Annotated in this window: 24 protein-coding genes and 1 riboswitch; of the genes, 3 read left to right on the forward strand and 21 right to left on the reverse strand. The window is 50.8% G+C overall.

Annotation, left to right across the window (positions count from 1 at the left end):
- Positions 1-246: 246 nt before the first annotated feature.
- From R6242_RS02755 to R6242_RS02855, 21 genes are all read right to left on the reverse strand, one after another.
- The gene (locus tag R6242_RS02755) at positions 247-1692 is read right to left on the reverse strand and encodes a cobyric acid synthase (protein ID WP_318423442.1); all 1446 of its coding nucleotides are present in this window, start codon (positions 1690-1692) and stop codon (positions 247-249) included.
- 317 nt (positions 1693-2009) lie between these two features.
- Positions 2010-2780 carry an ABC transporter ATP-binding protein gene (locus R6242_RS02760; RefSeq protein ID WP_318423444.1) on the reverse strand — a complete coding sequence of 257 codons (771 nt, stop codon included), beginning with the start codon at positions 2778-2780 and terminating at the stop codon, positions 2010-2012.
- On the reverse strand, positions 2777-3766 hold the full coding sequence (locus tag R6242_RS02765; protein ID WP_318423445.1) for an iron ABC transporter permease: 990 nt from the start codon (positions 3764-3766) through the stop codon (positions 2777-2779). Before R6242_RS02765 ends, R6242_RS02760 begins: the two co-directional genes overlap by 4 nt.
- Before the next feature lie 253 nt (positions 3767-4019).
- Complete coding sequence (locus R6242_RS02770) at positions 4020-4883, reverse strand: cobalamin-binding protein (RefSeq protein ID WP_318423448.1); 864 nt, start codon at positions 4881-4883, stop codon at positions 4020-4022.
- A complete protein-coding gene (locus R6242_RS02775; protein ID WP_318423450.1) occupies positions 4880-6163 on the reverse strand; it encodes a cobyrinate a,c-diamide synthase in 1284 nt (427 codons plus the stop codon). The genes R6242_RS02770 and R6242_RS02775 overlap by 4 nt, the downstream gene beginning before the upstream one ends.
- Complete coding sequence (gene cobO, locus R6242_RS02780) at positions 6157-6759, reverse strand: cob(I)yrinic acid a,c-diamide adenosyltransferase (RefSeq protein WP_318423451.1); 603 nt, start codon at positions 6757-6759, stop codon at positions 6157-6159. Before cobO ends, R6242_RS02775 begins: the two co-directional genes overlap by 7 nt.
- A gap of 446 nt (positions 6760-7205) precedes the next feature.
- Positions 7206-8009 carry a cobalamin-binding protein gene (locus R6242_RS02785; RefSeq protein WP_318423452.1) on the reverse strand — a complete coding sequence of 268 codons (804 nt, stop codon included), beginning with the start codon at positions 8007-8009 and terminating at the stop codon, positions 7206-7208.
- 136 nt (positions 8010-8145) lie between these two features.
- Positions 8146-9171: a threonine-phosphate decarboxylase CobD gene (gene cobD, locus R6242_RS02790; protein ID WP_318423453.1), complete on the reverse strand. Its 1026-nt coding sequence runs from the start codon at positions 9169-9171 to the stop codon at positions 8146-8148.
- The gene (locus tag R6242_RS02795) at positions 9159-9947 is read right to left on the reverse strand and encodes a CobD/CbiB family cobalamin biosynthesis protein (RefSeq protein WP_318423455.1); all 789 of its coding nucleotides are present in this window, start codon (positions 9945-9947) and stop codon (positions 9159-9161) included. The genes cobD and R6242_RS02795 overlap by 13 nt, the downstream gene beginning before the upstream one ends.
- Positions 9944-10195: a hypothetical protein gene (locus tag R6242_RS02800; protein WP_318423456.1), complete on the reverse strand. Its 252-nt coding sequence runs from the start codon at positions 10193-10195 to the stop codon at positions 9944-9946. Before R6242_RS02800 ends, R6242_RS02795 begins: the two co-directional genes overlap by 4 nt.
- A complete protein-coding gene (gene cobU / locus R6242_RS02805; RefSeq protein ID WP_318423458.1) occupies positions 10189-10707 on the reverse strand; it encodes a bifunctional adenosylcobinamide kinase/adenosylcobinamide-phosphate guanylyltransferase in 519 nt (172 codons plus the stop codon). The genes R6242_RS02800 and cobU overlap by 7 nt, the downstream gene beginning before the upstream one ends.
- Complete coding sequence (locus tag R6242_RS02810) at positions 10704-12587, reverse strand: TonB-dependent receptor domain-containing protein (RefSeq protein ID WP_318423460.1); 1884 nt, start codon at positions 12585-12587, stop codon at positions 10704-10706. The genes cobU and R6242_RS02810 overlap by 4 nt, the downstream gene beginning before the upstream one ends.
- Positions 12588-12717: 130 nt before the next feature.
- Positions 12718-12909: riboswitch (cobalamin riboswitch) on the reverse strand.
- Positions 12910-13045: 136 nt separating this feature from the next.
- Positions 13046-13774, reverse strand: coding sequence for an amino acid ABC transporter ATP-binding protein (locus R6242_RS02815; RefSeq protein ID WP_293937956.1), 729 nt, complete (start codon positions 13772-13774; stop codon positions 13046-13048).
- A gap of 78 nt (positions 13775-13852) precedes the next feature.
- Positions 13853-14518: an amino acid ABC transporter permease gene (locus tag R6242_RS02820; RefSeq protein ID WP_293937957.1), complete on the reverse strand. Its 666-nt coding sequence runs from the start codon at positions 14516-14518 to the stop codon at positions 13853-13855.
- 1 nt (position 14519) lies between these two features.
- A complete protein-coding gene (locus R6242_RS02825; RefSeq protein ID WP_318423463.1) occupies positions 14520-15266 on the reverse strand; it encodes an amino acid ABC transporter permease in 747 nt (248 codons plus the stop codon).
- A gap of 71 nt (positions 15267-15337) precedes the next feature.
- On the reverse strand, positions 15338-16234 hold the full coding sequence (locus R6242_RS02830; RefSeq protein ID WP_318423465.1) for a glutamate/aspartate ABC transporter substrate-binding protein: 897 nt from the start codon (positions 16232-16234) through the stop codon (positions 15338-15340).
- Positions 16235-16373: 139 nt separating this feature from the next.
- On the reverse strand, positions 16374-17114 hold the full coding sequence (locus R6242_RS02835) for an amino acid ABC transporter ATP-binding protein (protein WP_293937986.1): 741 nt from the start codon (positions 17112-17114) through the stop codon (positions 16374-16376).
- A 317-nt stretch (positions 17115-17431) separates the two neighbouring features.
- Positions 17432-18232: a 16S rRNA (adenine(1518)-N(6)/adenine(1519)-N(6))-dimethyltransferase RsmA gene (rsmA, locus tag R6242_RS02840; protein ID WP_318423467.1), complete on the reverse strand. Its 801-nt coding sequence runs from the start codon at positions 18230-18232 to the stop codon at positions 17432-17434.
- 119 nt (positions 18233-18351) lie between these two features.
- Positions 18352-19338, reverse strand: a complete 987-nt coding sequence (gene pdxA / locus R6242_RS02845; protein ID WP_318423468.1) for a 4-hydroxythreonine-4-phosphate dehydrogenase PdxA — start codon at positions 19336-19338, stop codon at positions 18352-18354.
- Complete coding sequence (locus R6242_RS02850; RefSeq protein WP_318423470.1) at positions 19331-20623, reverse strand: peptidylprolyl isomerase; 1293 nt, start codon at positions 20621-20623, stop codon at positions 19331-19333. Before R6242_RS02850 ends, pdxA begins: the two co-directional genes overlap by 8 nt.
- Positions 20624-20627: 4 nt before the next feature.
- Complete coding sequence (locus tag R6242_RS02855; protein ID WP_318423471.1) at positions 20628-22787, reverse strand: LPS-assembly protein LptD; 2160 nt, start codon at positions 22785-22787, stop codon at positions 20628-20630.
- Between the two features lie 59 nt (positions 22788-22846).
- Here R6242_RS02855 and R6242_RS02860 point away from each other — a divergent pair, with 59 nt between their 5' ends.
- The 3 genes from R6242_RS02860 to R6242_RS02870 all read left to right on the forward strand — a co-directional run bounded on the left by R6242_RS02860 (position 22847) and on the right by R6242_RS02870 (position 25281).
- Positions 22847-23839, forward strand: coding sequence for an aminoglycoside phosphotransferase family protein (locus tag R6242_RS02860; RefSeq protein ID WP_318423473.1), 993 nt, complete (start codon positions 22847-22849; stop codon positions 23837-23839).
- A complete protein-coding gene (gene murU, locus R6242_RS02865; RefSeq protein WP_318423475.1) occupies positions 23839-24525 on the forward strand; it encodes an N-acetylmuramate alpha-1-phosphate uridylyltransferase MurU in 687 nt (228 codons plus the stop codon). Before R6242_RS02860 ends, murU begins: the two co-directional genes overlap by 1 nt.
- 225 nt (positions 24526-24750) lie before the next feature.
- Entirely contained in the window at positions 24751-25281 is a 531-nt protein-coding gene (locus tag R6242_RS02870) for an iron transporter (protein WP_318423477.1), read from the forward strand.
- Positions 25282-25323 lie beyond the last annotated feature (42 nt).

Below are 25323 nucleotides of genomic sequence, written 5' to 3' on the forward strand. Positions count from 1 at the left end.
ACACCTTAGCGCCGATGATAGTGCAGATTACCTGTGTGAAAGTAGGTCATCGCCAGACACCTTATGTAGTAAACAGAACCCCCGTACTCGAAAGAGGCGGGGGTTTTGCTTTGCGCGCAAGAAATGCGGGTGGGCCGGAGCCAAGCGATTAAGCATCAGTGGTTCGCATGTCGGGTTACGCGATTATCGCTGAGCGAGGTAAACCTCGCACGCAGACTGCTAACCCAACCTACAAAAGCTATGTCATCAAGAGATATTTAGGCCCGCTTGTTTGGCTTTTTCCCAATCTATGGCTTGGTCTAGTGCGTCGCTCAGGCGGTCTATTTCTTGTTCTAATAGCTGCTGGTGATCGACAACTTCTGCAACTTGGTGGCCAGCCCAAGCCAGTAATGATTTTAATGCTTCGCTGGAATCAAATAAGCCGTGCAGATAGCAGCCAAGTACTTGCTCGGTGATGATGCCATCGTGTTCATTGGCGTATTTTATGAGCGGGGTGGCGTTTCCATCAAGGATTTGGGTTTCGCCGTGATGGATTTCGTAGCCTGTTACTTCTTCGCCATTAGCGCTTAAATGCCCTGATAAATTACGCAGCTGTTTGTCTTGCTCTAGCGATGTGGCAATGGGTAACCAGCCCAGCCCTTTAGAATCACCCGCCTTGCCTTCTAGCCCAAGTGGATCTGCGATGCTTTGGCCTAGCATTTGGTAGCCGCCGCAGATGCCGATGACTTTCCCGCCAAAGCGTAGATGCTTTTCGATTTGCTTATCCCAGCCTTGGGAGCGTAGCCATTCCAGATCGCCACGGGTGTTTTTGCTGCCGGGGATGATCAGTAGATCGGCGGCTGGCAAGGGCTGATTGGGCGTGGCGTAGCTGCAATCTACCCCTTGAATACGGCGCAGCGGATCGAAATCGGTGTGGTTGGAAATATGCGGCAGGGTGGCGATAACGATTTTAAAGTCGCCGCCATTACCCGCAGTGCGGGGCACGGCGTCTTCTGCTGCGATATCTAAGCCGTGCAGATAGGGTACGACGGCTAGCACCGGTTTGCCGGTGGTTTGCTCAAGCCAGTCTATACCGCCTTGTAATAATTTGATATCACCACGAAAGCGATTAATGATAAAGCCCGTGACCCTTGCTTGCTCGCTGACAGACAGGCAAGACAGGGTGCCGACAAAGTGAGCGAATACGCCACCCCGATCGATATCGGCAACCAGCCAGACAGGGCAGTCTGCTTCTTCAGCAAAGCCCATATTGGCGATATCACCCTCCCGCAGATTAATTTCGGCGGGGCTACCAGCCCCTTCGACGATCACCCATTCGTATTGATTTTGTAAGCGCCCCCATGATTCAAATACGGCTTTTTTTGCCGTTTGCTTATAGGCGTGATAATCCACTGCATCCAGATTGCCTATGCTTTTGCCTTGGATGATGACCTGCGCTCGGCAATCGCTGGAAGGCTTAAGTAATACGGGGTTGAAATCGGTATGCGCGGCAATGCCTGCAGCAACGGCTTGCATGGCTTGGGCGCGACCAATTTCGCCGCTGTCCGCGGTGACTGCGCTATTGAGCGCCATATTTTGTGGCTTGAATGGAGCCACTTTGATGCCACGGCGCAGCAGAATGCGGCAGAGCGCGGCAACGATGGTGGTCTTGCCTGCATCAGAGGTGCAACCTTGAATCATAAGAGTGGGCATGGTTTTGCCTTGTGCAAGATTGGTAGTTAGAAAGATTCAAAGCTAAGATCTGTAGACACAGAGAACGGGGAGATCGAATACAGAACACTGAGAAAACTTGCTTGGGGCAAAGATTAATGACTTGGTCATTATTAAACGCCCCTTGCTGAAATGAAGTCATCGCCACATGCCTTGGGTAGGAATCCGTTAGTGCGGCTGGATTTCCGATAAAAACATTCGGGAATGACGAGCGTGGCATTTGGGGGCATTATTTTTTAGCCGCTCAGTTTTTCTCTATGAAACTCCGTGGTTCAAGATTTGGGTTTTGGGTTTGTGGCTCAGCGGGGCAGCGGGATAAACCACTCTTGCCCTTCGATGCTGGCGCTGCGGATTTCGGTGCGGTAGAGCGCGCTGAGGTTCTTGTTATTCATGATTTCTGAAGTCGGCCCTGCCTGCCATTGCCCATCACCAAACATCAGCAGTACATGGCTTGCCCATTGGTGGGCGTGGTTGGGATCGTGGCTGACCATCAGCAGGGTTCTGCCTGCTTGGTTTTCTTCGCGCAGTACTGCAAGGGCTTGTTGCTGGTGGCGTAGATCGAGCTGGGATAAGGGCTCGTCGAGCAAAATTAACGGGGCTTGCTGAGCGAGCGTCGCCGCAAGGCTGGCTCGGCGGCGCTCACCGCCTGATAGCGTGGCTAGATCGCGGTGTTTTAGATCACTTAGATCTAGCCGCGCTAATTGCTCATCAGCAAGGCGCAGATCATCTTGGCTTTCCCAATCCCACGCGCCTAGATGAGGATGGCGGCCGCTGAGTACTTTTTCGATGACGGAGATAGGAAAAGGGCAGTCATCCTGCTGGCTAAGCCATGCAATTTCTTTGGCCCGCTCGTGGCCAGCCCATTCTTTTAATGGCCGCTGATTGAGTTGGATCTTGCCTGCTGTGGGCTTGAGCCATGCCGCTAATGTGGCGAGTAAGGTGCTTTTGCCACAGCCATTTTCTCCCAAAATAAGCCAGCTTTCGCCCTTGTTAATTTCAAGGTTTAAATCTTGGCAAAGCAGGCGCTCGCCCTGCTGAATGGCTAAGGAGTGCAGTGATAAATGGCTCATCGTGCGACTCCTCGATGTTGTAATAGCCATAAAAATACCGGCACACCGGCTAGCGCGGTGATCACTCCAACAGGGAGTTGTTGGGGAGCAAGGATAATGCGTGAAGCGATATCTGCAGCAAGTAAAACCGTGCCGCCGGTGAGGGCTACGGCAGGTAAGAGTAGGCGTTGATCGTGGCCTAAAACCAGCCGCAAGGCGTGTGGAACGATCAGGCCAATAAAGCCGATCATGCCTGCCGTGGTTACCGCGATGGCCGTTGCAGCAGCGGCCACAAAGTAGAGTAGCCATTGCAATTTACGCGTATTGGCCCCGAGCGCATGCGCGGTTTGCGCCCCTTGGCTGAGCACATTCAGCTGCCGTGCCAGTGGCCAAACCAGTAAAAGCAGCGCCAACAGCAGCGCTAATGCCAGTTGCCAGCGCGCTCCGGCCAGATCGCCCAGCATCCAGAACACCATGCCGCGTAAGAGACCATCGGGAGCAAGGCTGAGTAATAAGCTGGAAAGTGCGCCACAAAAAGAGGCAATCGCTACTCCAGTGAGAAGTAATCGTGCCTGACTGCTGGAGTGATCTTTGCGCGCCAAGATAAACACCAGCGTAATACTGAGTAAAGCACCACAGCCTGCAGCCAGGTTGACGGCGGCCACACCTGCGCCCAGCAGTAGCGCCAGTAAAGCCCCGACGCTTGCCCCGCCTGAGGTGCCTAGGATGTAAGGATCAGCAAGAGGATTTCTGAGTAAAACTTGTTGTAATGCACCGGCCAAGGCCAGTAAACCGCCAACGGCAATGGCCGCCAAGGTGCGTGGCAGGCGCAGCTCGAGCACCACATCACGGGCTAGTGCGGCATCGGGCCCAGTACCCAGTAATTGCCATGGGCGATAGCTGGTGCTGCCGAAGCAGAGACTCAGAATAACGGTAATCAGCAGCAGGCCGCTTAGCACAAGTAGTGTAAGGGTGAGCCTGGCGGGGGTAAGGCGGGAATGCTTCATATTTATAATTACTTTACCTAAAAAACCAAATCTTAAATTGCTGAGAATAATAAAACCCAAATCTTGAAACACGGAGGGCACAGAGGACACAGAGTTTCACGGAGAAGATCATAAATGTTAGGTTTTAGACCTTCTCATTAGCGCTGGATTACGCACTTTTTATTGTGATCCACTATTAGAGTTTTTGTTTTTCTCCGTGTAACTCTGTGTTCTCCTTAACTCCGTGTTTCAAGGTTTGGGTTTGGCTTAGGTGTTAACGCGCTTTATCAATCGCTTCGCAAAGTTTGGCGGTGCCTTCTACCAGCCTTGGGCCCATGCGGCTGAGTAGGTCTTTGGGTAGGACGTGAAATTGTTTGTTTTTACTGGCTTGCAGATTAGGCCAGCGTTTCCAGCGGCTTAACCAGTTATCTTTCACACCTGGCTCGCCACTGGTGATAATGGATTCCGGATTGGCGGCGAGTACGGCTTCGTCGTCGATGGTGGGAACGAGGGCGGGTAAGTTGGCAAACACATTCACTCCGCCACACAGGCGCATAGCATCAGAGATAATTTGCTCATGATTGATGGTCATTAGCGGCCTGTCCCATACCTGATAGAACACGCGCACTGGTTTTTTGCCTGCGTATTTTTTCTCTAAGCTAGCTAGGCTGTCGCGGTATTTTTTTGCCGCCAGCTGCGCTTCAGGCTCTTTGGCTGTGAGTACGCCTAAACGCTCTAGCACCGTTGGCACATCGCCGAGTTTTTTAGAAAAAGTATAAAAAACCGGCAGGCCTAGTGTTTCGATTTGCGCCAGCTGTTTGGCGGGGTTGCCACTTTGCCATGCCACGATCAGGTCGGGTTTAAGGGCGCGGATACGTTCCAGATCAAAGCCGTTATAGCCGCCGATACGCTCAATTTTATTCGCTTCTGGCGGGTAGTCGCTGTAATTTACCGCGCCAACAATTAACTTACCTGCGCCAATGGCAAACAAGTCTTCGGTGGCATGCGGGGCGAGGCTGATGATGCGCTGGGCTGGCTTGGCTAAGGTGATTTCTTGGCCACGATCGTCTTTTACGCTGACGCTGGCCGCCGCATTAAAGGCCAGCAGTAGGCTGGCGGCAAGGGCGATGGTTTTCATAAAGAATGTCCAAAAAGAGCCGCACTGGCAGTGGGATTGCTCATCATCCATGCATGCACATAGCTGGCGGTGAGGCTGCCTTGGCGATAGATTGCTTCACCTTGGCTGCCTAAACGGCAAGGCGTAGCATGGCGTAATGGCTGTAGCGTGCTTTGTAATGTTGAGTAGTGAAAAGTGTGGCCGCGTAGCTCGCCCGCGCCTAAGTCAAAAGCCTGCATACCCAGCGCTGAAAGGCGTTTTTGCATAGTGGCTGCAGCGTCTAAAATTCCCCACATTTTATGTGAAGTACCATCTGCGAGTGTTAACGATGAGCAAAGCGTCAGCATACCGCCGCATTCGGCAAACACCGGCTTATCTGCGGCGAGCCAGTGGCGTAAATCGGCGGCAATGCTGGGATGAGCCGCGAGTGTTGTGGCGTGTAGCTCCGGATAACCGCCTGGCAGGTAGAGCGCGTCGGCATCCGGCAGGGCTTCATGGGCGAGCGGCGAGAAAAACACCAGCTCTGCACCCATTTCGCTCAGGCAAGTTAAATTGGCTGGGTAGATAAAGCAAAACGCTGCGTCGCGCGCGATGGCGATGCGTTTGCCTGCCAGTAGTGGCGCTAATGCTGGGTGTGCAGAGGCGCTGTAATCTATGACTGGCGGCAACGCCGCAATCGGCTGGCTAGCTAAGGCATCGGCCAGCGCATCGAGTTTTTGATCCAGATCGGGGATTTCATTCGGCAGCACAAGGCCCAAATGGCGCTCGGGCAGGGCTTCATGCTTGCCCAGCCAGCCTTGCCAATGCTCGGGCCTTGCTGATTCTTGCAGCATTTGTGCGTGGCGATCGCCTGCAACTTTATTCGCCAGCACGCCATAAAACGGCAGATCGCTTTTATAGTGCGCCAGCCCAAAAGCCAGTGCGCCAAAGGTTTGTGCCATAGCGCTGGCGTCGATAATCGCCAGCACTGGCAGGCCTAGCCGCATGGCTAAATCTGCGGCAGAAGGCTCGCCATCAAATAAACCCATCACCGCTTCGATTAGAATAATGTCAGCTTCTTGCGCGGCATCCGCTAGCATTTGGCGGCATAAATCCTCGCCCACCATCCACAAATCCAGATTGTTGACTGGTGCGCCGCTGGCGTAGGCAAGCAGCATTGGGTCTAGAAAATCTGGCCCACACTTAAATACCCGCACCCTGCGGCCCAAGCGGCGATGATGCCAAGCTAAGGCCGCAGTAATCGTGGTTTTGCCGCTGCCCGAAGAAGGGGCGGCGATCAGCAGGGTGGCGGCTGTTACCATTCCAAACCCTTTTGCGCTCTGATACCGGCTTTATAGGCGTGCTTTTCATCGTTAAGCACGGTAACCGTGTCGGCAATATCGTGTAGCTCTTGCACGGCGGCGCGGCCAGTGACCACGACGTGCTGCATTTCTGGGCGGGATTCGAGGTCTTTAATGATGATGTCTTTATCTAGATATTTGTAGCTGAGGCAGTAAGTCAGCTCGTCCAGTACCACCACATCATAGCTCTCGTCATTGAGCATTTTGGCGGCCATTACCCATGCGGCTTCGGACTTTTGCTTATCGGCTTCAAAATTCTGTGTTTCCCAGGTAAAGCCATCGCCCATCACATGCCATTCGCAATGCTTGCCGAGCAGGGCTTCTTCACCGGTATCGGTGCGGTTTTTAATAAACTGCACTACGCCTACTTTCAGCCCGTGGCCAATGGCGCGCGCCACCATGCCAAAGGCGGAAGACGATTTACCTTTGCCATTGCCAGTGAGCAGAATCATGATGCCGGTGTCGATATTGGCCTCCGCGATATGCGCGTCGATAACGGCTTTTTTACGCGCCATACGGGCGGCGTGGCGGGCATTACGTTCGGTGTTGATGGTCATGGTGATGGCTCTCCGGTCATTCGCTAACTTAAAAATATTATTTAAATAGTGCCTGCGGCACGGTGTTTTGGTGCGGTAGCCACCGCGGGGGCGTTCTTTTCTTAACGGCCAAGAAAAGAACCAAAAGAAGGCCGCCCCGGCGTCTGCGCCCCGCTGCGCGGGGTTCCCTCTCTGCGGACAATCGGCATGGCGTCAATTCAACTCGCTTCGCTCAAACACGAATTGACGACTTCCCCATGCCGCTTGTTCCTCGATCGGCTGGTCTCAGGGTGAGGTAAAAGCCCCGTGCGAAGAGCGTAGAACTTACGTTTTTTCTTAGTGTGCTACTCAAAAAGCAAATTACTTAGTACTGCTAAAGTCTTAAAGGATTACTTAATTTTCTGGTGATTTTTGATTGATATTCGGTTTTCTCCGTGAAACTCCGTGTTCTCTGTGAGCTCCGTGTTTCAAGACTTGGGTTTTATATGCAACTGCCAATCCGCAATAATTTTTTGGATTTGCCCTAAGTCATCCCGAATCGCGGCGATGCCGGGGACGAGCAGGTCGTGGCTGGCTATTTCGAATAGCTGATTGTTGGCAATGGCGGATATGGTCTGCCAGTTTGGTCTTGCGCGCACTGCGTCAGCATCAAAGGGCTGGCCGCACCAGCTGCCGATGATGATATCAGGCTGAGCGGCAATAATTTGCTCTGGGCTAACGGTGCGATCTTTGGCGCGCGTTGCGTGGGATAGCTCGCTAAAAATATCGTCGCCACCGGCAATCTCGATTAGCTCAGAAACCCAGCGGATGCCGGTGTAGAGCGGGTCGTGCCATTCTTCAAAATAGACTTTAGGCCGCGATTTGAAGCTGGCCGCTTGGGCGCGGGCGGCGTCGATTTGGGTTTGTAAATCGGCAATGAGCGCCGTGGCGGCTGGCTGGCAATCGAGCAAGCGGCCCAGCGTGGCGATCATATTAAAGATACCTGCCAGGCTTTTCTGGTTGAAAAAGTGCACTTCCAAACCGGCCAATACGCATTCTTTCACCATCTCGCCTTGCAGGCTGGAATAAGCCAGCACCAGATCAGGCTTTACCGCGAGGATTTTCTCGACTTTGGCGCTAGAGAAGCCACAAATAATCGGATGCTGCTTGGTCACGCCCTCAGGATGGCGCGAAAAAGCGCTAATGCCAGCGATGCGATGCTGCTGGCCGAGTGCGTATAAAACATCCACGGTTTCGCTGGAAAGACAGGCGATTTTTGTGGGTGTGTTCATGTTTAAATCCTTTTTTCGCGTACCGTGTGCGTTGCGGCGGGAAAGTATTCCAGTTTCATCTATTTAAGCAAAATGTTTTTCGTAGGGCGGGTGAAACTCGCGAGTGATGCTGAAAAATACGCGGGTTCCACCCGCCCTACAAAACCATCGTTGGATTGCTTAGCGCCGCCCATAGCCGAGTTTTAAACAGTGCTTGCTGATGTTCTGCCACCGGGCCAAAGCGCAGGCCTTGGTGATTGTTTTGCTGGAACAGGCGACACCATATTTTGTGTTTGGCGAGTTGGCTATGTAGCGCTTTGGCATTGGGTGTTGGGCACCAGTGCAGCAGTGGTAGGCTGCCGCTAGGGGCTAAACCTGCTTCGCTGAGTATGGCGATCATCCACTCCTGATTTGCCAGCAAACGCTGTTGCTGAGCGGCTTGCCACGCTTTATCACTTAAAGCGATTTGCCCTGCCCATTGGGCGGGGCCGCTGATATGCCAAGGGCCGAGTGCTTGTTTTATTTCTGCTAAAAGCGGCTTTTCGCAGGCGATAAAGCCCAGACGAATCCCCGCTAGGCCAAAGAATTTACCTATGGAGCGCAGAATAATCAGCCCTGATAATCCGGCTTGGGGTAGCAGGGTATTTTCGGGGCAGCAATCGGCAAAGGCCTCATCCACCACCAGCCATCCGCCACGCTTGGCAAGGCTGGCATGCCAAGCCAGCAAAGTGGTCGCGCTGATTTGCTCGCCGCTGGGATTGTTTGGATTGACCACGATAAGCACATCAATGCTGCTGTTCTCTAAGCATTTATCCACTTGCTCACTACTGATTGCGCTGACCTGATGCCCAGCCTGCTGCCACTGCCAATGATGCTCAGCATAGGCTGGGCTGATAATGGCGATGCGGCAGGGCGCACGTAATTTAGGTAGCAGGGCAATGGCTACTTGGCTGCCAGCCAGCGGTAGCAATTGATCGCAGCCGTAATAGTTTTGGGCCGCTTTTAGTAGCGCGTCATCCTGATCGGGCAGGCGTTGCCAAACATCATCGGGGACGGCTGGCAGGGGATAAGCCCAAGGAGCGATGCCGCTGGAGCAGTCGATCCAGTCGGTTAAATCTCCACCATATAGGGCGACGGCGCGTTGCAGATCGCCGCCGTGCAGGGGCTGATTTACAGCATCCACAACGCACCTCCTAATAAAAGAGCAATCCACAGGGCCAGTGTTTTCTGTAATAGCGCAATGCCACGCTGCAAATCGTAGGCTGTTGGCAGAGGGCCGCAGCCCAGTTGTGGGCGGGAATGGATTTCGCCGTGATACGTCGCATCGCCGCCTAAAGAAACTTGCAAGGCTCCAGCACCGCTGGCTATGACGGGGCCAGCATTGGGGCTATCCCAGAGTGGCGCTTGGCTTTGCCAGCAGAAAAACGCGCTGCGGCTATGGCCGAGCAGGGCGTAGCTGAGTGCAGTGAGGCGGGCAGGGATCAAGTTGAGCAGATCATCGGCCCTTGCTGCGATGCGGCCAAAGTGAAGTAAGCGCGGGGTTTTATAGCCCCACATCGCATCAAGGGTATTGGCAAAGCGGTGCAGCAAAGCGCCATAGCCACCCAATAGCGCAAAGAAAAACAGCGTGGCAAAAATGGCATCGGCACCGTTTTCTAGCGTGGATTCTAAGCCTGCTTTGGCGACGCCGGTTTCATCGAGCTGGCGGCAGTCACGGCTAACAATCCGGCTAACGGCGCTGCGGGCAGCGGCTAAATCTCCTTGGCTTAAGGGGCGGGCGATGGCTTGAACGTGTTCAAACAGGCTGCGTGCGCCAAGGGCAAACCACAGCGCCAAGGCGTCGGCCCACCAGCCTATAAAATGCTTTAGTAAGGCAAAGGTGGCGAGTGATGTGCCTATGAGTAAAAGCCACGCCAGCGCGCCTCGACACATATTTAAGGCTTGCCAAAACTTCGTCATTCCCACGAAGGCGGGAATCCAGCGGTGGTTCTGGATCCCCGATAAAAACATTCGGGGATGACGGTTTTCTGGGGGGAGGGGGGGCTGTTGCTTACCTGCAAGCGGCCAGCCAGATTAAAGCACCGCTCCAGCTTGGCTGCTAGCCAGCCAAAGCCCACTAGTGGGTGCAAGCGCTTAGGCTCGCCCAAGCAAAGCTCTAACAGCAGGCCAAGGGCGAAGGCGCTGAGCCAGTGAGTTGTGCTTAGCATCCGCCACGCTTCACCGGCATAGGTATTCCGGCGACAATCAGCGTGACATTTGCGGCCTGCGTGGCGATATCCTGATGCAAGCGGCCAGCCTCGTCCCTAAATAATCGGGCCAAGGGATTATCAGGCACAATGCCAAATCCCACTTCATTGCTGACCAATAACAGCGTGCCTTGGTGTGCGGCAGCGGCGGCGATAAAGGCCTGTTTTTCTGTTGCCCAGCCCGCCATATCCTCCAGACAAAGCCAGTTGGATAACCAGAGCGTGAGGCAATCGATCACACAAAATTGATCTTGGCTTTGTGTGAGTGCCGCAGCCAGCTGCAATGGCGCTTCTAGCGTTTGCCAATGTGCGGGGCGCTCGGCCTTGTGCCGCAGGATGCGTTCCTGCATTTCCTCGTCAAAAGCCTGAGCGGTGGCCAGCCAAAACACCGGGCCGTCGTGGGCCAGTGCTTTTGCCAGCGCATAACTGCTTTTGCCGCTACGCGCCCCGCCTAAGATAAGCTCGGTGCTCAATATTGCCCACGTAAGTTGAGCATGGCGTTAATACCTTGTGTGCCATAGTCTTTTACTTGCTCGTATTCGGTATCAAATACATTGTTCACACGCGCTTGCAAAGACCATTCTTTATTGACTTGCCAGTTAGCGGAGAGATTGGTCAGCGCATAGCCTGCCAGTTGTTTCTTATTGGCTGGGTCGTCAAAACGCTTGCTCTGTGCTTGGATTTCGGCACGCAGCGTCCATGCATTAAGGGTGAGTCCAGCGTAAGCCGTGCCGGAGTATTTAGCACGGCGGGCTAGTTCATTGCCCCTGTTTGCCCCGTTGGATTCATCGCTTGCATTCAGGTAGTCGTAGCTAAAACCAGCCAGCATGCCATTAGCTTGCCAGTCTGCGGCAAGCGTTACGCCTTGCAGCTCGGCCTGAGCCACATTGGATGGAAGCCATCTGTAAGGGTCTGCAGCGGTTGGTGCTGGAGCCCATTGAATGAGATTTGATACTCGGTTTTTATAAACAGTTAAAGATGAACTGATTTCTTTACCATTAAAGCGAACAAATATTTCTTTATTGATTGATTCTTCAGGCAACAGATTGGGGTTGCCTAAGTTTGGCCAATATAAATCATTAAATGTTGGCGCTTTAAATGCGGTACCAAATGTTGTACCGACTTGCCAAGCATCAGTTAACTCTAAAGCAAAGGCTGCGCTACCGGTGTTTTTACGGCCTAGCAAAGAGTTGTCATCGCTGCGTACGTTTAATTGCACCGATAAAATATCGAGGTGGCCTAAGTAGCCAGCTTGCAGGCTGTTAATGCGGCGATGGTCTTTATCGTATTGCTGATCGCCGCTGACTTTTTGCTCTAAAGTTTCAGCCCCTAGCTGCCAAGTGCCCGCTTGGGTCTCAAAGTCATTCATCCATGACAACTGAGTCTGTGCTGTTTTGATCTGACTGACTTTATCGTGGTAGTCGTTGAATGCGCGTGGGGTAAAGTTCTTATTATCATCGATGCTGTAAGCTAAGTTTAAGAGGCTATTCCAGTGAGCTGTTAGCTTATTTTTGCTCCAGATGCTGGCGCTGCCGTTCTGGGTTTCATCACGATAATTATAGCTTTGTGCGCGTGCAACGTAGTTTGAATCACTGACATAACCATCCAGCTGATTTTTACCCCAAGCTTGTAAAAGATTGGCTCCCAACTCGTGATCTTCATTAATACGGTGCTTTAGCGATAAAGAAACGCTGTTGTTTTCGTAGCCATCTTTATCATCAAAATAGCCAGGATTTTTAGGATTGCTGATTGAGCTGATGCCATCTGTTTTGAAGTGAGCCAGATTGAGTGCATAGCGAGTATCGTCATTTCCCCCTGAAATGCCAGCGCTGGCACTGATGGTGTTATTGCTGCCATAGCCAAGTTCAACTTGTGGATGGAAGCCCTTTTTACCCTCTTTGGTAAAAATTTGAATCACACCACCGATGGCATCCGAACCATAGAGGCTGGCAGCGGGCCCGCGTAGTACTTCAATCCGATCGATCTGGCTAAGTGGAATATGTTGCAGTGCTGCTGTGCCTAATGTGGCAGAGCCAATTCTCACACCATCAATCAGTACCAAGGTGTGTTGGGCGCTATTGCCGCGTAAATAAATGCTGGTTGCTTTACCTGCTCCACCATTGCTTGATATCTGTACGCCAGGCTGGCGTGCCAGTAGCTCTGGTAGGCTAATAGTACCTGCGGTTTGAATGGCTTTTTGATCGATAACAGTCACATCGCCGATGACTTCTTTGGTCGTTTGCGGCAGGCGAGCGGCAGTGGTGACAACGGCTGGTAGCTGAATTGTTTCAGCATGAACACAGAGGCTTGCTGCAAGGGTAGTTAGTACAAATGGGGTGATACGGAATAACATTTCTCTCTCCTGATTGCCACACCCGCTGTGTGGCGTGATAGCAGCAGGGGGAGCAGGAGATGATGCATGGCAGATAAGCGCGATGAATCTCACCCGCTTCGTGCACCCTGCCGCGCGTTGGTTGCCTTTGCCGGTGGCAAAGGTTTAAGGCCGGTCTCCGGGCTGGCAAGTTGCTCTATAGAGCAAACGCATCGCCTTCCTTTCTATTAATAAGAAAGTGGCATTGATGCGTTTTGACTTGCTTACCGTTGCAGGGGCAGCACAGGATTTAAACCTGTTTCCCGTTTCACTCGTGTTGAGCACCTTATAAAGGCGGGATTGTATACCTCCTTGTCATTCCTTGCCTTTCGGCTTTAAAACATATTCATTTTAGTTTTGGTAAGTATTTGGAATATGGCTGGGCATTAGCCAAAAAAAACGCCACGAAAAGAGCGTGGCGTTGATGAGTGTTTTGTCGTTTAGTGCTGCAAAATTTTCGATAAAAACTGCTGAGCACGCTCGGAGCGGGTTTGGTTAAAGAACTCGTCTTTGCTGGCGTCTTCCACAATATGGCCTTGGTCCATAAAGATCACGCGGGTGGCCACTTTACGGGCAAAACCCATTTCGTGGGTCACGCACATCATGGTCATGCCTTCGTGAGCCAGCTCAACCATTACATCCAGCACTTCATTAACCATTTCTGGATCAAGCGCTGAAGTGGGCTCGTCAAACAGCATGGCGATGGGGTCCATGGCGAGGGCGCGGGCGATAGCAACGCGCTGCTGCTGTCCACCCGAAAGCTGCCCTGGATATTTGTTAGCTTGGGCTTTTAGGCCTACGCGATCGAGTAGTTTTAGACCTTTTTCCATCGCTTCATCCATGCTGCGGCCTAGTACGCGTTGCTGGGCAAGGCAGAGGTTGTCGGTGATGGATAGGTGAGGAAATAGCTCAAAGTTTTGGAACACCATGCCCACTTTAGAGCGCAATTTAGGCAAATCAGTTTTAGGATCGCCCACCGAGGTGTCGCCGATCAAAATCTTGCCTGACTGAAAGGGCTCTAAGCCATTAACACACTTAATGAGCGTAGATTTGCCTGAGCCAGATGGCCCGCAAACAACAATCACTTCCCCTTTTTTTACTTCGGTGCTGCAGTCGGTCAGTACTTGAAAGCTACCGTACCATTTATTGACGTTCTGAATTGAAATCATACTGCTAACCTCTTTTGCAAACGGTGCTGAAGCATGGCGCCAGCGAGTGTATGGGTAACGCTACCGTTTTACCGGTAATCATACTGCAAGTTTTTTCTGCAAACGCTTCACAATCATGGATGCACTAAAGCTAATCAGGAAGTAAACCGCACCAGCAAGTAGTAAAAATTCATGCGGCTGGCCAACAATATCGCCTTTAGAGCGGGCGGTATTGAGGAAATCCATCAGGCCTACGGCATAAACCAAGGATGTATCTTGAAACAAGATAATGCTTTGCATTAGCAGCAGGGGCATCATTTTTCTAAATGCTTGCGGCAAAATAATTAAGCGCATTGCTTGGCTGTAATTCATCCCTAAGGCGTAGGCTGCGTTGGCTTGGCCCTTTGATATAGCTTGAATACCTGCCCGCACAATTTCGCAGTAATAAGCGGCTTCAAACATCATAAAGGCGATTAAGCAGGAGGTAAACGCACCAATGGGGGTAGGTCTTCCGGTAACCCAGCCAATAATAAAGGGCACCATAAAGTAAAACCAAGTGATGACCAAGAGCAGTGGGATGGAGCGGAAATAATTGACATAAAACCCAGCCAGTTTGGATAAAACTGGATTACTCGACATACGTGCCAATGCCAATAAAGTACCTAAGGCTACGCCACCTAATACTGCAAAAAACAGCAGCTCTAGCGTGAGTATCATGCCTTCAATAAGGCCTGGCAGGGCTGGAACGATATTAGATAAATCCATTTTATTTCCCTCCCAGCGACATGAGGCCAGGCACGCTGGTTTTCTTTTCTACCCAGCGCATAAATACCATCAAGCTCATATTGAGCGTGAAATAAATAATGGTGGCAAGGGTAAAGGCTTCAAACAAATTAGCGGTAAATTCAGCTGTTTGTTTGGTTTGTGCCAGTAATTCCATCAGCCCAATTAAGGAGGCAACGGATGAGTTTTTAAATACGTTTAAAAACTCTGATGTGAGTGGCGGAATAATAATACGAAATGCTTGCGGCAATAAGACGTGGCGATAAGTCTGAGCGATATTTAAACCCAGTGCATATCCTGCATTAACTTGCCCTTTAGGTAGTGCTTGAATGCCGGTGCGAACCTGCTCACAAACCCGTGCCGAGGTAAATAAGCCTAAACAAACAACCACGCTGATAAAGGCGGATGTGGAGGGTTTGATATCTTGTTTAAACCAAATTTGCAGTGATTCAGGTAGAAAATCTGGTACTAAGAAATACCAAATAAACAATTGCACGAGCAGTGGAATATTACGGAATAGCTCTACATAGGCGCTGGCAATACCAGAAACCCAGCGATTTGGCAGCGTGCGTGCCACGCCCATTATCGTGCCTAAAATCAGCGCAATAATCCACGCGGATAAAGCCAGTGCAAGTGTCCAGCCAAGACCAGAAATAAACCAATCTAAATAAACTTCACTACCGATACCGGTGGGCTTAAAAAAAACGCCCCAATCCCAGTTGTAATTCATACGCTGTCTCCGAAGGAATCAGGGAGGCCCTAAAGCCTCCCTGATGTTTTTGGCTTAATAAAATCGGCCTTTTACATCTGTTCTGCGGATTTATCTGTTGGGCTAGCGATCAATTTTTTTAGATCTTCGCTCATTGGGAAATTAAGATTTAAGTTTTTTGGCGGAATTGGTTGGGTAAACCAGCGTGCATAAACGGCTTTGATGCGGCCGCTCTTATAAAGATCAACGATGGATTCATCAACCAGTTTTTTAAACTGTGGATCATCTTTACGCAGCATGCAGCCGTAAATCTCACTGGATTGTGGTGTGCCAACAATGGCCCAATCTGCAGGTGATTTAGCTTTAGCAATTTCACCAGCCAACAACGCATCGTCCATCATAAAGGCCACTGCACGATTGGATTCCAGCATCAGGAAGGATTCACCGTGATCCTTAGCACTGATGATATTCATATTCATTTTCTTTTCTTCATTCATCTTTTTAATTAGACGTTCTGAAGTAGTACCTGCGGTGGTCACCACGTTTTTACCCGCTAAATCGGCAAAGTCTTTAACGCCAGATTTTTTATTGGTGAGTAAACGCGTGCCAATTTCAAAAATACCGTTAGAGAATGCGACTTGCTTTTGGCGCTCTACATTATTGGTAGTAGAGCCGCATTCCAAATCAACCGTACCATTTTGTACTAATGGAATACGTGTTTGTGAAGTCACTAGGTTATAGCGAACTTCAATAAAGGGCATATTGAGTTTTTTCTTGATGGCTTCTGCAATGTGATTTGCAACTTCAACCGAGTACCCAATTGGGCGTTGGCTATTGTCTAGATAGGAGAAGGGAATGGATGAATCGCGATGGCCTAGCACCAAAGTTTTAGTTTCTTTAATCTTTTTTAATGTACCGTTTAATTCCTCAGCTTGCGCTGTTGCGGTAAAAAGAGTGGATACAGCCAAAACAAGCAACAATTTCTTCATCGGGTGTTCTCCTAAAATAGCGGGGGATCTGTATTTGTTTCAGTATAGACTGACTGAAAAAATAAGACTTTGGGGATACTCCTTAGTGTTTCAAACAAAACGGCCCACAAGGGGCCGTTTTTATTATCGCTTACAAATATTACTGCTGCATAGGTGCTAGAATCTGACGTAGAAATTGCTTAGCCCTGTCGTGCTGTGGGTTGGTAAAGAAGGTTTCTGGATGAGCATCTTCTAAAACCACACCTTGATCGAGGAATAATACGCGGTCTGCCACTTCGCGGGCAAAGCCCATTTCGTGCGTAACCACCATCATCGTCATACCGGATTCGGCCAAAGTTTTCATCACCTGCAACACTTCACCGATCATTTCTGGATCGAGTGCAGAGGTAGGCTCGTCAAACAACATGACTTTTGGGTTCATGGCTAGGCCACGGGCAATGGCCACCCGCTGCTGCTGCCCACCCGATAAGTTAGATGGGTAAGCGTGTTTTTTATCTGAAAGACCCACGCGTTCGAGCAGGGTGAGCGCCTGTGCTTCGGCGTCAGCCTTACTCATGCCTTTTACTTGAATTGGGGCAAGTGTGATGTTTTCTAGCACGGATAAATGCGGGTAGAGATTAAAGTGCTGAAATACAAATCCCACTTCGGCACGTAGCTTATTGATGTCGGTTTTAGGGCTGGTGACTTGCACGTCGCCAATCCAGATTTCACCGTCGTTGACGGGCTCTAGCTGGTTGATGGTGCGAATGAGGGTGGATTTACCCGAGCCAGATGGGCCGCAAACCACGACAACCTCGCCTTGTTTAACTTCAAGGCTGATATCTTTTAGCACGTGGTGGTCACGGCCATACCATTTATTTACATGATTAAATTTGATCATCGGCTTGGATTGGGTCATGACAAGAGGCCTAATTCTGTTAAGTATTGGGTGGTGTTGGCAAGGCGGGGAAACCCTAGGCTGACGTTTGGGCGGGTGAAACACCATATGCGCTAACTAAAATTACATAGAACCTTAACCGTGTATGAAATAGCGCCAAACCTTGAACCACAGAGAGAGTAAGGGCACAGAGGACACAGAGAAAGGCTCAATACAGGGCTTTATTTTTTTCTGTGGATCTCTGTGGTTTTATGTTTAATTAGCTGATTAATATCATCATTTTTTTGTTGGCGCACATGGGGTGAAACCCGTCAGACAAATTATCGGCCTGCTGCAACTAGGTAATTGCTGAGCGCCACATATTGCTCAAGCGTGACGTTTTCAGGGCGGCAGCCTGGAGGAATCGCTAGGGCTTCTAGCTCGGCATCGCTTACAAGGCTTTTTACGTTATTACGCAGTGTTTTACGGCGTTGACCAAAGCTTTGCGCCACCAGTTTTTGCAGGTGCTCGTAATGGGTCGCAACGCTAGGTAGCGTTGCCCAAGGCACCATACGCACGATGGATGAATCAACTTTTGGCGGTGGGAAAAAGGCTTCTGGTGGCACGTCGAATACGCGTTCCATATTAAAACGGTACTGCAACATAATGCTGAGGCGGCCGTAGTCTGAGGTGGAAGGCTCAGCCACCATGCGATCGACCACTTCTTTTTGCAGCATAAAGTGCATGTCAAAAATAGACTCACCAAAGCTAGCTAGATGAAACAGCAGCGGGGTGGAAATATTGTAAGGCAAATTGCCGATCAGGCGGATTTTGCTATCAGGGGCGATTTGGGCCGCCAAAGCGCCAAAGTCAAAGTTCAGCGCATCCACATTGTGGATCACCAGTTTTTCTGGGGAAAACTTTTCGGATAAATGTGCCACGATATCGCGGTCGATCTCTACCACATGCAGGATATCAGTGCGATCCATTAGTGGCTTGGTGAGTGCGGCAAGGCCGGGGCCAATCTCAACCAGCACATCGCCTTTTTTGGGGCTGACGGAGTTGATGATGTCGTTGATCACGCTTTGGTCTTGTAAAAAATTTTGCCCGAAACGTTTACGGGGGATATGCGAAGAAGCCATTCATTATTTCCAGCAGCGCTCAAATCATAAAACGTGAACGCATAGTTTGGTGGGTTTGGTGGGATAGCCCGCCGAAGTAAAAAACACGAGGGGACGATTTTAGCCGCCCCATAAAATAATCAGCCTTGGCTGGCTGCTGCCAGCTCGATCGCCAACTGCGTGGCGGCGAGTAAGCTACCTGCATCGGCACTGCCTTTGCCAGCCAGATCAAGGGCGGTGCCGTGATCCACAGAGGTACGAATAATCGGTAGGCCAAGGGTGATATTGATGCCTGATCCAAAGCTCGCGTATTTGAGTACGGGTAGGCCTTGATCGTGGTACATCGCCAGCACGGCATCGCCAGAGGCGAGGATATTACGATTAAATAGGGTATCTGCGGGCAATGGCCCGATTAGCGTCATACCCTCCAGCCTGAGCGCTTCCAGTACTGGCGAGATAATTTCTACCTCTTCCATGCCTAAATGCCCAGATTCACCCGCGTGCGGATTTAGCCCCGCCACAATAATACGCGGCTGAGCAATGCCAAATTTAGTTTGTAGATCGCTATGCAAAATACGCAGTGTGGTGCTGAGCGATTCGGCGGTGATGGCGGCGGCCACGTCTTTAAGCGGTAAATGCGTGGTGGCGAGTGCCACGCGCATTTCGCTACAGGCCAACATCATCACCACTTGAGGGGTGTGGCATCGCTCAGCAAGGTATTCGGTATGGCCGTAGAACAAACGCCCTAAGGCTGCGCCTTCATTAATCACCCCTTTGTGAATAGGGGCCGTCACCATAGCGGCAAATTCACCGCTTAGGCAGCCAGCGCTGGCTCTATCCAAAATATCGAGCACATAACGGGCATTGCCTGCATTGAGCTGGCCTGCGTGGCATTCAGCGCTCAGTGGAATATGTAAAACGGAAACTGCTGCTTTGCTATCTGGCGAGTAATCCGGCCAATTGCTGCTGATCTGGCATTGCTCTGCCCTTTGTTGCAGCAGGTTTTTATCGCAAAGAATCACTAGCTGGCAAGCAAGTGGGGCACCTGCTGCCAGCATGGCCGAGATTTCTGGGCCAATACCAGCGGGTTCGCCGCTAGTAATGGCAATGCATAAGGGCTTACTCATCCTTTAAACGAAGATCCACAAAGGCACGGTCACGTTGCTGGCGGATCCAGTCTTCAAACTGCTCTTCGCTCTTACGCTGTTTTAATTCATTGCGTACACGGAAACGCTCACGCTCTACGGTCATGTCTTTAGAGCGGCGTTCTAGCACTTGAATAATATGCAAGCCAAACGGCGATTGAATCACACCGCTGGTTTCATTGGGCTTGAGTGCGTTCATTGCGCTTTCAAACTCTGGCACGGTTTCGCCTGGGGTGAGCCAGCCTAAATCTCCGCCCTTGCTGGCGCTGCCATCATCGGAATAGAGGCGGGCGAGTTCTTCAAACTTGCTACCATTTTTTAGGCGATCTACCAGCTGGTTGAGGCGTTGGCGTGCATCATTTTCAGAAACAAGCTCATTAGTGCGAATCAAGATGTGGCGTGCGTGAGTTTGCTCAACAATCGTTTTTTGTTCTTGGCTGCGTTTTTCTAACAGCTTCACAATATGAAAGCCGCCTGGGCTGCGTACCAAGTCAGTGATTTCACCTGGTTTTAGTTTTTCTAGTAGCTGCGTAAAGGCAGGAGGCAGTGAGCCTGCCGCGCGCCAGCCTAGGCTACCGCCACTGGTGGCATCCGGCGCGCTGGAGTAAACCGCCGCGATGGACGCAAAGTCTTTGCCTGATTCAATTTCTTTGACTGCAGCGAGGGCACGGGTGCGCTTGGCGGCAATTTGCTCTGGGCTAGCGTTTTCTGGCAGCGGAATCAAAATATGCGCTAAGCGAAACTCTTGTTGCTCTTTGCCGTGATTAAGCTTGAGGTATTCGTCGATTTCGCTATCGCCAATAACAATACGGTTATCGATTTCGCGCTCTCTTAAGCGGCTAAGGGTGATTTCGCGGCGAATATCTTCACGAAATGATTTCCAGCTCGTGCCTTGCTTGGCCAGCGTTTCACGAAACTGCGGCAAGGACATTTTGTTTTGCTCAGCCATACGGCCAATCGCACGTTCTAGTTGGCTATCATCAATACGAATGCCGATTTGGTCGGCGTATTGAACTTGCACCAGCTCCAGAATCATCCGATCTAAAACCTGCTGTTTCAGCACGCTAGGTGATGGTGGTGTGATTTGCTGGCTGGCCATGTTTTTTTGAATGCTGCTAATCCGCGCATCCAATTCTTGCTGGGTAATCGCACTTTTATTGACTACGGCAACAATGCGGTCAATGGTTTGAATGGATGCCGAGGCAATATGGGCGGTGCCGATCAGGGCAACGAGCGCTAAGGCGCGGGAAACGTGGCGCAGCTTCATATAATCAGTAGACCTTGCTGTAGGTATCGGTGTAACCAGGAATAGTTTGGCGAAGCACATCGATTGGATTGCTGCCTAAACCACCTAGCCCGCCCAATTCGAGTAGGGCAAAGAAGTTGGTATTGAATGTGCCGTCATTGGTAATGTAGCGTTGGGCCGCAAAGCGTAAGGCCCAGCAGCCCGCATTATATTCAACACCACCTAGAGTTTCCAAAGCCTTGTTGTCACGTAGGGAATAGTTGGCACGGCCAATGGCATACCATCCCCCCCCAAGTGGCCATTGGCCAGAGAAATCCAGTTGCTCAATATTGCTATTACTGTTGATCACATAGCGCATATTTAAAGCGCGGAAAGCCCCTGGGCTCCAGCCAAGGTTAACATCGGAGCGAATGGTGCGATTGTCTTTGGCATTGTATTGCAGGCTGTAGCCCAGCATAAAATCACGCCATACTTGGCCGCTTACAGAGAGTAATAAATCTGAAGTGGTGGTCTCATCAGGCCGGCCTGGCGCATCCAAGGTGACTCTTTGCTCGGTAAAGTAAAAACGCTGGCCGATGGTGGCTCGAACGCGCTCAATCCCTGTGGATGATTCATAGAGCCGAGATGAAACCGCTAAAGTCAGTTGATTCGCGTCGTTGATACGATCATTGCCCGAAAACTGATTTTCCGAAAACATTTGGGCAAATGAAAAATCAGTAATGGCCGAATCAAAGTTAGGGAGCTTAGATTGGTCTCTATAAGGCACGTAGGCATAGTAAGCACGTGGCTCTAAGGTTTGCGTGTAGTCCTCGCCCCATAGCTGGCTTTCTTTTTCAAAGTAAAGGCCGCTATCAACGCTAAAAATCGGGACAACGCGGTTTTCTGTGCTGTCGACCTGATTAGCGGCATTGGCACGTAATTGATAGCTGGATGCGTGCACGCTCAGTTTGGGTTTAATAAACCCATAGGAGTTATTAAACGGCATGCTTACTTCAGGCTTGGCCCAAACGCGGGTGCCATTGATTTTGGTCGAGTGATTAAACTCGGTGGCTTCCCCGGCAATACTGAGCTGTAGGCCAGGAATCCACTCCGGATTGGCCGAAAACCCTAGTTGTGGCACTCGAGCGTAAGGCTCATCCACTGGATTTGTAGTGCTTTGGATGGTTTGGAAGCGCTGCCAGCGACCAAAAGCCTGCCAGTTGTCACCGCGATAACTGAGCACGGCTTCACGTGGTAGGTTGGTTTGGGAGGCCACACTTAAGCGGTCACCAAAATCGTTAAAGTAATCGTTATCCGATACTTTTTGTACATTTAAACTTAGCGACAGGCGTTCTGTCAGCGTTTGTTGGTGCTGAAATACAATACTACTGCGATCAGAGCCCGAGACTGCATCACTGCTCAGCCCCTCGACTTTAAGCGTGCCAGCGTAATCGGGCTGCAGATAGCGAAACTCGCCGCCCAGCATTATCCCGCGGCGCGACATATAGCGCGGCGTTAGCGTGAAATCGTAATTAGGGGCGATATTCCAGTAAAACGGCGTGGAAAACTCAAAGCCATTACGGTTATTGGTGCTAAATGAGGGCGCTAAAAAGCCAGTCTGCCGATTGCTATTGAGTGGAAAATTCATCCACGGCATATACATAATCGGCGCGCCTTTGAATTCCAACCACGCACTATGGGCGATGCCCTTATTGGTGGTGTAATCCAGCTCTAGCTCATTCGCATGTAAAAACCACGCATTGTCACCAGGTTGGCAAGTGGTAAAACGGCCATCTGATAGGCGATATTTATCGTCGCCTTCAAATAATAATTTTACGGCATCGCCACGGCCCAAGCCTTGCGCCATCGCGTAATCAGGCTGGGTCAGCGAGCCATATTTGGTATCTAGCAAGTAATCCAGCTGATTACCTTTTAGCACGTCCCCTTGGCGTGTCATTTCGACTTGATCGCCCGCAGTGATGCGATTGGTCTTTTGATCGAATTTAGCCCATTCAGCGTTTACATCAAGATCGCCTCGGTGGAGTTGAACATTGCCTTTGGCCTCAGTCTGCCCTTGGGCTGTGCCGACGACGTTGTCGGCCTCGACTTCAATAGGCATAGGCTCGGCCGAATGCGCCATTGCACAATAGAGTGCAGCGGCGAGAACGGTAAGACGAAAATGAAATGGTATGTGGGGCGCGGACATGCGGCCATCAGGAGCTGATAGAATCCGCAGATTCTACTGCATTGCTGGCACTTACGACTATGACTAGAACAGATTCACTTCATTGCTGGTTGACCGAAACCCTTGGTGAGGCACCACTTTCCTTAGAAACAGCCGCCGTTGACGCCAGTGTTCGCTGTTATTGGCGCGCTGTTTTTAGCGATCGCAGCCTGATTATTATGGATGCCTTGCCTGATGTTTTTGACTGCCAGCCTTTCTTGCAGCAGCAGCAACGCCTTGCCAACGCTGGCTTGCCGGTGCCTGCGGTGCTGGCGCAAAACTTAGCGCAAGGCTGGGTATTGCTAGAAGACTTGGGCACTCAAACGCTTGCCAGCCTGATTGATGCAGATAACGCGGCCAATTATTACCGCCAAGCGATTGCATTGCTGGTGAAAATGCAGGTCAAGACTCCGATCTCCGAATTGGCCCCATTTGATGGTGCGTTTATGCAACGTGAAATGGACATTTGCCGCGAATGGTATTTTGGCCATCAGTATGGCGTGGTGCTGGAAGGTAAAGATTTGGCGGTTTGGGAGCGAAGCTGCGCGCTGATTGTGGCGAATAATCTAAGCCAGCCCACCTTATTTATGCACCGCGATTTTCATTCCAGAAATTTAATGGTGCAAGACGATACACTGCGCCTGATCGATTTTCAGGATGCGGTACTTGGCCCGATCACTTACGATTTAGTTTCACTGCTAAAAGACGCTTATCTCGCTTGGGATGAGAGCTTTGTGCTCGATTTAGCTATCCGCTACTGGGAGCAAGCACGTGCCGCTGGCTTGCCAGTGCATGAAGACTTTGGCGATTTTTACCGTGCCTTTGAATGGCAAGGCTTGCAGCGCCACCTTAAAATTTTGGGCCTGTTTGCTCGGCTGAAAGCGCGTGATGGCAAAGAGCAATATCAGGCCGATATCCCCCGTGTATTTGAATATGTGCGCAAAGTTTGCTTGCGCTATAGCGAGTTAACCCCGCTGGGACGTTTGCTGCTTAATCTGCACGGCGAGCCGGTGGCCACAGGGTTTACTTTCTGATGAAAGCGATGATTCTTGCCGCAGGGCGTGGTGAGCGGATGCGCCCGCTTACCGATCACTGCCCTAAGCCCTTATTAGAGGTGGGCGGCCAGCCGCTGATTGTTTGGCATTTACGCCGCCTTGCCGCAGCAGGCATTACCGAGGTGGTGATCAATCATGCTTGGCTTGGGGCGATGATTGAACAGCGTCTTGGTGATGGTGCGGCGTTTGGGGTGCGGATTCAGTATTCCGCTGAAGAAACTGCGCTGGAAACCGCTGGCGGCATTGCTAAAGCGTTGCCGCTCTTGGGCGATGAGCCGTTTGTGGTGATTAATGGCGATATTTTTACTGATTATGACTTTGCCCGATTACCCCAATTGGTAAGCGAGTTGAATGAACATTCAGGTCATTTGGTGATGGTGAAAAAAGCCGAATACCCAACGGGGCGAGACCTCACGATTAATGCGGCAGGAGAGGTGCAGCCCTGCTTAGAAGGTGATCAGGCGATGACTTTTGCGGGTGTTGCGCTGTATCGGCCTGCATTTTTCTCAGAGATCCTTGCCGGAAGTCCTGCTGCATTATTGCCGTCATTTTTGTTGGCTATGGAAAAACGTCAGCTTACTGGCGAGTGTTTTTCTGGCTTGTGGCTTGATGTGGGGACGGTGGAGAGGCTGGCTCAGGCGGATGTGCTTGGCCGATCTTTATAGTGGCCAAGCGCCCACGCGGCGCTGTAGGAGTAGCCTCTAAGTGTGTTGTGTGCACTTGGAGGTTGTTTTTTTGACATAGATCAAAAAAATAAGCCTGTTTCTGGTAATTAGTAAATAGAACCTTTTTAAAGTCATGACGATGGGAATAAGATTGATAGCAATTCTTATTCGCCATGCGTACTGCATGGCCATCAGTGTTTGCTTCCTTCGCTTAAAGGTGTGTTTATGAAATATCTGGTTCCCGCGATTGCGTTGGCCCTCTCTGCCCAAGCCTATGCCGCAGAATATCCAATTGGTAAACCGACAATTAAAAATGGCATGGAGTTGGCGGCGGTTTACCTGCAGCCAGTCAAAATGGATCCAGATGGCATGATGCGTAAGGCAGAAGCTTCGGATATCCATCTTGAAGCCGATATCCACGCCGCTAAAGGCAACCCAAATGGTTTTGGCGAAGGCGAGTGGGTGCCGTATCTGCTGATTAAATATGAGCTGCAAAAAGTCGGTAGCAAGAATGTGATCAAGGGCGATTTTATGGCCATGGTGGCCAGCGATGGCCCGCATTACGGCGACAATATCAAGCTGGAAGGCCCGGGCAAGTACAAGCTTAAATACACCATTTTGCCGCCATCAGAAAACCCACATGCACACTTTGGCCGCCATGTGGATAAGGAAACGGGCGTAGCACCTTGGTTTAAGGCTTTCGATCTGAACTATGAGTTTACTTACGCGGGTACAGGTAAAAAGGGCGGTTACTAAGCTTGTGCGGTAAGCGTTTTGCCGCAGCCTATTGATGACTTT

Source organism: Iodobacter sp. CM08 (genome assembly GCF_033446605.1).
In the GTDB taxonomy this organism is placed as follows: Bacteria; Pseudomonadota; Gammaproteobacteria; order Burkholderiales; family Chitinibacteraceae; genus Iodobacter.

What these genes read in the sequence shown, in the direction of transcription:
- R6242_RS02755 (WP_318423442.1), bottom strand. Translation starts at nt 1,692, where the DNA reads ATGCCCACTCTTATGATTCAAGGTTGCACCTCTGATGCAGGCAAGACC.
- R6242_RS02760 (WP_318423444.1), bottom strand. Translation starts at nt 2,780, where the DNA reads ATGAGCCATTTATCACTGCACTCCTTAGCCATTCAGCAGGGCGAGCGC.
- R6242_RS02765 (WP_318423445.1), bottom strand. Translation starts at nt 3,766, where the DNA reads ATGAAGCATTCCCGCCTTACCCCCGCCAGGCTCACCCTTACACTACTT.
- R6242_RS02770 (WP_318423448.1), bottom strand. Translation starts at nt 4,883, where the DNA reads ATGAAAACCATCGCCCTTGCCGCCAGCCTACTGCTGGCCTTTAATGCG.
- R6242_RS02775 (WP_318423450.1), bottom strand. Translation starts at nt 6,163, where the DNA reads ATGGTAACAGCCGCCACCCTGCTGATCGCCGCCCCTTCTTCGGGCAGC.
- cobO (WP_318423451.1), bottom strand. Translation starts at nt 6,759, where the DNA reads ATGACCATCAACACCGAACGTAATGCCCGCCACGCCGCCCGTATGGCG.
- R6242_RS02785 (WP_318423452.1), bottom strand. Translation starts at nt 8,009, where the DNA reads ATGAACACACCCACAAAAATCGCCTGTCTTTCCAGCGAAACCGTGGAT.
- R6242_RS02795 (WP_318423455.1), bottom strand. Translation starts at nt 9,947, where the DNA reads ATGACGAAGTTTTGGCAAGCCTTAAATATGTGTCGAGGCGCGCTGGCG.
- R6242_RS02800 (WP_318423456.1), bottom strand. Translation starts at nt 10,195, where the DNA reads ATGCTAAGCACAACTCACTGGCTCAGCGCCTTCGCCCTTGGCCTGCTG.
- R6242_RS02810 (WP_318423460.1), bottom strand. Translation starts at nt 12,587, where the DNA reads ATGTTATTCCGTATCACCCCATTTGTACTAACTACCCTTGCAGCAAGC.
- R6242_RS02815 (WP_293937956.1), bottom strand. Translation starts at nt 13,774, where the DNA reads ATGATTTCAATTCAGAACGTCAATAAATGGTACGGTAGCTTTCAAGTA.
- R6242_RS02820 (WP_293937957.1), bottom strand. Translation starts at nt 14,518, where the DNA reads ATGGATTTATCTAATATCGTTCCAGCCCTGCCAGGCCTTATTGAAGGC.
- R6242_RS02825 (WP_318423463.1), bottom strand. Translation starts at nt 15,266, where the DNA reads ATGAATTACAACTGGGATTGGGGCGTTTTTTTTAAGCCCACCGGTATC.
- R6242_RS02830 (WP_318423465.1), bottom strand. Translation starts at nt 16,234, where the DNA reads ATGAAGAAATTGTTGCTTGTTTTGGCTGTATCCACTCTTTTTACCGCA.
- R6242_RS02835 (WP_293937986.1), bottom strand. Translation starts at nt 17,114, where the DNA reads ATGATCAAATTTAATCATGTAAATAAATGGTATGGCCGTGACCACCAC.
- rsmA (WP_318423467.1), bottom strand. Translation starts at nt 18,232, where the DNA reads ATGGCTTCTTCGCATATCCCCCGTAAACGTTTCGGGCAAAATTTTTTA.
- pdxA (WP_318423468.1), bottom strand. Translation starts at nt 19,338, where the DNA reads ATGAGTAAGCCCTTATGCATTGCCATTACTAGCGGCGAACCCGCTGGT.
- R6242_RS02850 (WP_318423470.1), bottom strand. Translation starts at nt 20,623, where the DNA reads ATGAAGCTGCGCCACGTTTCCCGCGCCTTAGCGCTCGTTGCCCTGATC.
- R6242_RS02855 (WP_318423471.1), bottom strand. Translation starts at nt 22,787, where the DNA reads ATGTCCGCGCCCCACATACCATTTCATTTTCGTCTTACCGTTCTCGCC.
- R6242_RS02860 (WP_318423473.1), top strand. Translation starts at nt 22,847, where the DNA reads ATGACTAGAACAGATTCACTTCATTGCTGGTTGACCGAAACCCTTGGT.
- murU (WP_318423475.1), top strand. Translation starts at nt 23,839, where the DNA reads ATGAAAGCGATGATTCTTGCCGCAGGGCGTGGTGAGCGGATGCGCCCG.
- R6242_RS02870 (WP_318423477.1), top strand. Translation starts at nt 24,751, where the DNA reads ATGAAATATCTGGTTCCCGCGATTGCGTTGGCCCTCTCTGCCCAAGCC.